Origin of the sequence: Limnospira sp. PMC 1279.21, from assembly GCF_032349615.1 — a bacterium.
Classification (GTDB): domain Bacteria; phylum Cyanobacteriota; class Cyanobacteriia; order Cyanobacteriales; family Microcoleaceae; genus Limnospira; species Limnospira fusiformis.
In genome coordinates, this window is record NZ_JARPLU010000231.1 from 1 (window position 1) to 5,803 (window position 5,803).

Consider the following 5,803-nt stretch of genomic DNA (forward strand, 5'->3'; position numbering starts at 1 on the left):
ATGGGCGCATTATCGATTCAAACTAACCCTGAGACATCAAGGGGAAATAACTGAACAGTTGTAGATGTGACCGAAGAATACACCAGCAAAACCTGTACTCACTGTGGTCATGTCCATTCCCAGCTAGGTGGCTCAAAAGTGTTCCGATGTCCGGAGTGCGGGTTCACTCTACCACGGGACTGGAACGGTGCTTTTGGAATCTTTCTAAAAGCTTTGCGGGATACCGCCTCTGTTACCTTAACGGGTAATAGTGCTATCGTTGCATTGTCCGGGAACAACCGGAAAAATGTCGCGTAAATGTATCAGATCCACATAGGCGATCTGTTCCGGTTAAAATTGGTGACGGGAGAAGGGGGTAGCCATCTCCGAGATACCGATCTAGGATGCACGCACAGAAAAAATTTAATTATATGAAAGTAGAATCGATTAAAATCGAAAACTTCAAACGATTTCAGGACCTAGAAATTTCATTCAAGAATAATATTCTGGACGAGGTGAGCGATCGCTATCTGATCCTCGGCGATAACGGAACAGGTAAAACGACCCTCTTACAGGCGATCGCCCTTCCTTTAGCCTTAGCAACTGGTCGGATTCGAGATGTAGCAGATTTTAACTGGATCGGTTTCCTTCCCGGTCGCCATTTTAGGTGGGGATCGCCAAAGATTGAGATGCAGATTTTATTTGAGGAGGAAGAATTAAAAACCACTTCTGAACTGGCAAAAAAATGGTACGATGCTCAACCTGACGAATTCAAAGAAATGCGGGAATTTGTCGAACCGGGAGATAGCCGGAGAGTGAGTCTTCTGTTAAACGGTGATTTTTGGAAAGCTGGAGATACTCCCGCAGAACGCGCCCAATTTAGAGGAAGATATTATGCTCAATGGTTTATCAATAGGAGAGAACAATCTGTCCGACATTATTTTGCCAAACTTCCCGGAGTTTTTTGGTTTGACCAGTTCAGGAACTTAGGTTCCCATTCCAAGCCAGACAGTAGCAGAGACAATCTCAACGAAAGTAGTAGTCAAGCATCCTTTGATGTGGGAGTCGGCATTTTACGACAATACCTGATTGATTGGCACAGAAACCAAGAATCAGGAATTGGCGATTATTCAAATAGTTATTTATTGCAGATAGAAAGACTTTATCAAAAAGTTTTTCCCGATCGCTCATTTGCTGGGATAGAAAAACTGCCCACTCAAAATGATCCGACAGGTTCAGAAACTTATTTTCTGCTGAATGATGGATATCGAACCTATGACGTTCAAGAAATGTCAGCCGGAGAACAGTCTGTTTTTCCTTTGTTATATGAATTTGTGAGGCAACAAATTGCTTATTCGGTGGTCTTAATCGATGAAATAGATTTGAACTTACATCCTCCGGCTGCTCAATATTTTGTATCCCAACTGATGAAAATTGAACCGACCTGTCAATTTATTATTACCACTCACTCTGACTCGGTGAGCAATGTTGTTGGAGAAAGTGAAACCTACCGTTTACCGGGAGGAACGCTGTGTCTGTAACCAATCTCTACTGCGAAGGAGGTCCTAAAAGCATTGATATTCGAGTCATTCGTCAGTTATTACCCAAATGTGAAATTCACCCTCTCGGTGGCAAAACTTCCAGCTTTCTGAGTAGTATTATCGCCGACCGTGACCGACAACCAAATTTAGCTTGTTTGGTCGATCATGATTTCGATTGTCAAGATTGGCCAATAACCAATGAACCCATTCGATGTGTATATGACCAAATATGGGTCGGTTGGGCGTGGGAGAGAAAAGAGATTGAAAACTATTTAATCGATCCGGTAGTCGTCCGAAAGGCATTAGGAAAGAAAGCACCATCAGACTCTGAGTATCAGAATGCTTTAGACCAAGCAGCCCAGAAAATTGCTGCATATTCGGCGGCAAGAACTGCTTTGGCTTGCGAAAAATTCAAGAATTTGTGGGGTGACAAAGTTCGACAAGGACATTCATTCCCGCCCAAACTCGGCGAAGATTACTGCGAAGTAAGGATAGCTGAAATTGTTAGAAAATATAAGGGCGAGAGAATTGTGTCAGAGAAAGATGTGCAAGGGAAATTCAGGGATTTACTTCCTAAATTCAAATCAGCAGGATCTCGTTTTCAAAATTATCTCCATTATTTTGCGGGGAAGGATTTACTCTACGCCATGAGAGACAAACTCGGTGATTGGGGATTTGAAGATAGTTCAAATAAAAAGCACCCAGAGGAAGTATTCATTGAAAGAGTTGTGACTAGAATTGAACGCACAGATGGGGTTTGGGAGTGGTTACCAGAATGGAAGAAACTCCGTCAGTTGATTGAGGAGACTGATTTTTCGGAAAGTTGAAATCAATTGGGGGAAATGGCGATCGCGAAAGTGTAGGTACATCAATGTAGTTTGGTCTTAGGGGCGGCGGAAAGCTGCCCCTACTGATTTTTAGGGGAGTGTTTGTAGAAATTGTTGAATTTCTAGGTCGCCAGGATTAATTTCTAATGCCCTTTGGGCTGCATCTTTAGCCTCTTGGTCGCGGTTGAGTCGCAGATATGCGATCGCCTTACCTAACCAACTTTGAGAGTGGTTACTATCAAGATTAACAGCGCGATTATAGGCATTAAGGGCTTGTGCGTAACGTTGAATTGCCATAAAGATTTGACCCCTTAAAACCCAGGCTTCCCTTTGGTGAGAATTTTGATGGAGAGACTCATCTAGCCATGCGATCGCCTCTCCATAGTCTCCCAGGCGAAATAGGGCTTGGGCTTTAGCGGTGAAAGCGGGGGTAAAATCAGGTTTGATATTGATCACGCGAGCATAAGATCTCGCCGCCTCTGGGTAGTCATCTAGGTGATTCATTAAAATATTGCCGCGTAAATACCAAATCCCATAATCATCAGGTTGAATTTGTAGGAGGCGGTCAAAGGCTTGTAAGGCTTCCTCGTGGCGACCGAGAGACATTAATAGCGCCCCACGATCGCGCCATGCGGGATGAAAATTAGGTTGGAGTTGGGTAGCGCGATCATAGGATGCGATCGCCTCATCGTATTGACTCAGGGAGGATAACGCATTGGCGCGACCATACCAAGCCGGATAAAAATTAGACTGTATGTTAATCGCCCTTTCAAAGGCTTCTAAGGAGTCTCGCCATCTTTCGTGGCGATAAAGCTGATTTCCGCGATTGGTCCAGTCGATCGCGCTAAAGCGATCGCTAACTGGGGGAACCTGCATATAAGCCGAAATAGATTGTAATTGGCGGGGGGTAGGGGGGTCTGGTTGGCGATCGCTGATATTGAGGTTAAGGGGAATCCCTGATTGCAAAAATCGGTTGACGGGAATACCTGCACTGTAGCCTACTGTAACTCGATTGCTGGTTCCGGTGATCTGGTCTATGAGGATTTGACCTTCTGACATTCCATGAATACCAATTACCTGACCTTGGGTGTCTAAAATCGGCCCCCCACTCATACCTACCTGGGTGAAATTGGTATAAAATAGGTCATAACCACGGGTGGTGGGTTCTTTGACAAAGGCGAGTTTGTAGGCTTGGCTAATTAGTAACCCGGCGGTAAATAGGCGGGGCTGAAATTCTGGCCAGCCGGAAATGAAAATATGTCTGGATTCAGCATCATAATCATAATCGGCAATTTGCGCCAGAGGGTAGGTGCGATCGCTACTAAAGGCTAAAACTGCTAAGTCGATTCCCGGTAGTCTAATGACGCGATCGTAGTCTAGGGGGTATTTTTCGCCGTCATGGGTGATAATTATGTATTCATCGGGACTGCGGACAACATGGTTAGCTGTCAGTACATAATACAGGTCTCCCTCACGGGCGATAATTACTCCTGAACCGGGGTTGATACCGTTGATCGAGACGGTGATTTTTTCACTTATGCGATCGATTTCTTCTGCCATTAGGGCGATCGCATTACTGACCGATAACAGGGTGATTACTCCGGCTGCTATGATAGCTTGCACCGGACGCAAACAATTTTTAACTAGACTCATGGCGCACCTATGGAAGTATTGACTGGGTAGGAGTCTGAACCTATCCCATTCCTTACTTCTGAGGATTTCGGATTGATCCGGTTGAGTTAGCAGTTATAGGGAACTCGCACTGTCGGGGGCAATTTCAACGCCTCCTTGCTGTACTATCTTTTGGCGATCGGTAATTAGATCGCTGAGGGTTTCAACATTCTTGATTCCCATATCATGACAAGCCTTTTTTAAGCTGCTAGTAAAGGCTTCTATATCTTCTCCATATCCACAATTGCGGGCGGCTTCCTCTAGTCCCTGTTTCGCACTGGATTTGGCACAATCTACTAGATCAGTTCCTTGTAATCTGGGGGGATTTGACATAATTATTGTATATATATTTGCACACCGTCTCAATTATAGCAAATTGTATCTGAATTATTATCTATCTGTGGGGGGATATTTTCTAACTAACTATGAAGACTAGGCTATGGCGGGTTAAGACCATGACCACAGCCAGTCTGGGAACTCGTGGCTATATCTAAAAATCAGTTAAGCTGTTATCGGTGAATGGTAAATCTTGATTAAGGTAGTTAATTTCCTGTTTTTCCATGTCATTAATGCGGTGAATATAGTTGCGGAGAATTTGAGAGAGACGACCATCATAAAAACGATGGAGACTGTAGTTAGGTCTGGCTGGAAAACCGCGACGCTGTTTATGTCGTCCTCCCGCCCCGGGGTCAAAGGATTTAATCCCATGATTAATCCCCCATTCAATAGGGGAATAATAACAAGCATTAAAGTGTAAACAATCGACATCTTGTAAACTTCCCCAATAGCGACCATATAGGCGATCGCCTTTAGTCAAACAGAATGACATCCCCATAGGTTGGCGATCGTCTAATTCAGTATATGCAGCTACAAAAACCACCCGGTGACGATAATCATGGTGTAACTGTTCAAAAAATTTCCGAGTCAGATATTTACTTCCCCACCAGCCAAATTTATCGCAGGTACTCGCATAAAAATCATACATCAGCGAAAACATAGATTTAGGGATATCATCACCCGTCAAAATCCGCATTTCCAGCCCCACTTTGTCTAAGGCTTTTCGTTCTCGTTTGATATTACGGCGTTGATTAGCATTAAATATTTTTAAGTAATCATCAAAACTATTATATCCTTGATTTTGCCAGATATAACTATGATGCAACCAAGGGGTAAATCCCTGTTTTTCCAGAGTAGACTGCCATTGACGATCTACATAAAGAAAATGGCAGCCCGAAATTTTATGGTTAATACAAAAGCGATCTATTTCATGCACCATTAACCCAGTAATTTCCTCCTCATCCTCCGAGGGTGCAATTAAAAATCGATAGCCTTCTGCTGGTGTAAAAGGTGACATCCCCAACATTTTGGGATAGTATTCAATCCCCAATTGATAAGCCAAATCAGCCCATTGGTGGTCAAAAACAAATTCACCGCGACTGTGACCTTTGAGATATAATGGTGCGGCCGCGACTAATTGAGAATCTCGCCACACTGTCAGATGATTGGGCAGCCAACCCGCCTGTCCCGTGGCACTACCAGAAGCCTCCAAATTATGCAGCCAGTCCCATTCAAAAAAGGGAGTTTTCAGGGGTTGGGCGAGTTGATCCCACTCCGACTGAGGGACTTCCGAAATTTGACTAATCCAAGCTACCGAATACGGCGATTGATTTGAGTGTAAGGTATTCATGCTGAAAATTAAAAGCGCTATGATATTCTAGCGATTTTAATCGGGAGCAAGAATTTAATCCAAGATTTGCTTTACATCTTAGGACAATAAGGTACAAA

At 43.8% G+C, this 5,803-nt stretch carries 5 protein-coding genes and 1 pseudogene; 3 read left to right on the forward strand and 3 right to left on the reverse strand.

Annotation, left to right across the window (positions count from 1 at the left end):
* The 3 genes and pseudogenes from P5683_RS22160 to P5683_RS22170 all read left to right on the forward strand — a co-directional run.
* Positions 1-297, forward strand: a pseudogene (locus tag P5683_RS22160) (zinc ribbon domain-containing protein); the annotation flags it as partial.
* 113 nt (positions 298-410) lie between these two features.
* Positions 411-1,520 (forward strand): AAA family ATPase, encoded by a 1,110-nt coding sequence (locus P5683_RS22165; protein ID WP_187758587.1) that lies wholly within the window; start codon positions 411-413, stop codon positions 1,518-1,520.
* Entirely contained in the window at positions 1,511-2,347 is an 837-nt protein-coding gene (locus P5683_RS22170) for a hypothetical protein (RefSeq protein ID WP_006670462.1), read from the forward strand. Before P5683_RS22165 ends, P5683_RS22170 begins: the two co-directional genes overlap by 10 nt.
* A 90-nt stretch (positions 2,348-2,437) precedes the next feature.
* On the opposite strand, the gene P5683_RS22175 is transcribed toward P5683_RS22170, so the two are convergent.
* The 3 genes from P5683_RS22175 to P5683_RS22185 all read right to left on the reverse strand — a co-directional run bounded on the left by P5683_RS22175 (position 2,438) and on the right by P5683_RS22185 (position 5,705).
* Entirely contained in the window at positions 2,438-4,000 is a 1,563-nt protein-coding gene (locus P5683_RS22175) for a tetratricopeptide repeat-containing serine protease family protein (protein ID WP_006625282.1), read from the reverse strand.
* A 93-nt stretch (positions 4,001-4,093) separates the two neighbouring features.
* Positions 4,094-4,351 (reverse strand): hypothetical protein, encoded by a 258-nt coding sequence (locus P5683_RS22180; protein WP_006625283.1) that lies wholly within the window; start codon positions 4,349-4,351, stop codon positions 4,094-4,096.
* Between the two features lie 157 nt (positions 4,352-4,508).
* Positions 4,509-5,705, reverse strand: a complete 1,197-nt coding sequence (locus P5683_RS22185) for a GNAT family N-acetyltransferase (RefSeq protein ID WP_006625284.1) — start codon at positions 5,703-5,705, stop codon at positions 4,509-4,511.
* Positions 5,706-5,803: the final 98 nt, after the last annotated feature.

Coding starts and splice junctions, on each gene's coding strand:
- P5683_RS22175 (WP_006625282.1), bottom strand. CDS start 4,000: ATGAGTCTAGTTAAAAATTGTTTGCGTCCGGTGCAAGCTATCATAGCA.
- P5683_RS22165 (WP_187758587.1), top strand. CDS start 411: ATGAAAGTAGAATCGATTAAAATCGAAAACTTCAAACGATTTCAGGAC.
- P5683_RS22185 (WP_006625284.1), bottom strand. CDS start 5,705: ATGAATACCTTACACTCAAATCAATCGCCGTATTCGGTAGCTTGGATT.
- P5683_RS22180 (WP_006625283.1), bottom strand. CDS start 4,351: ATGTCAAATCCCCCCAGATTACAAGGAACTGATCTAGTAGATTGTGCC.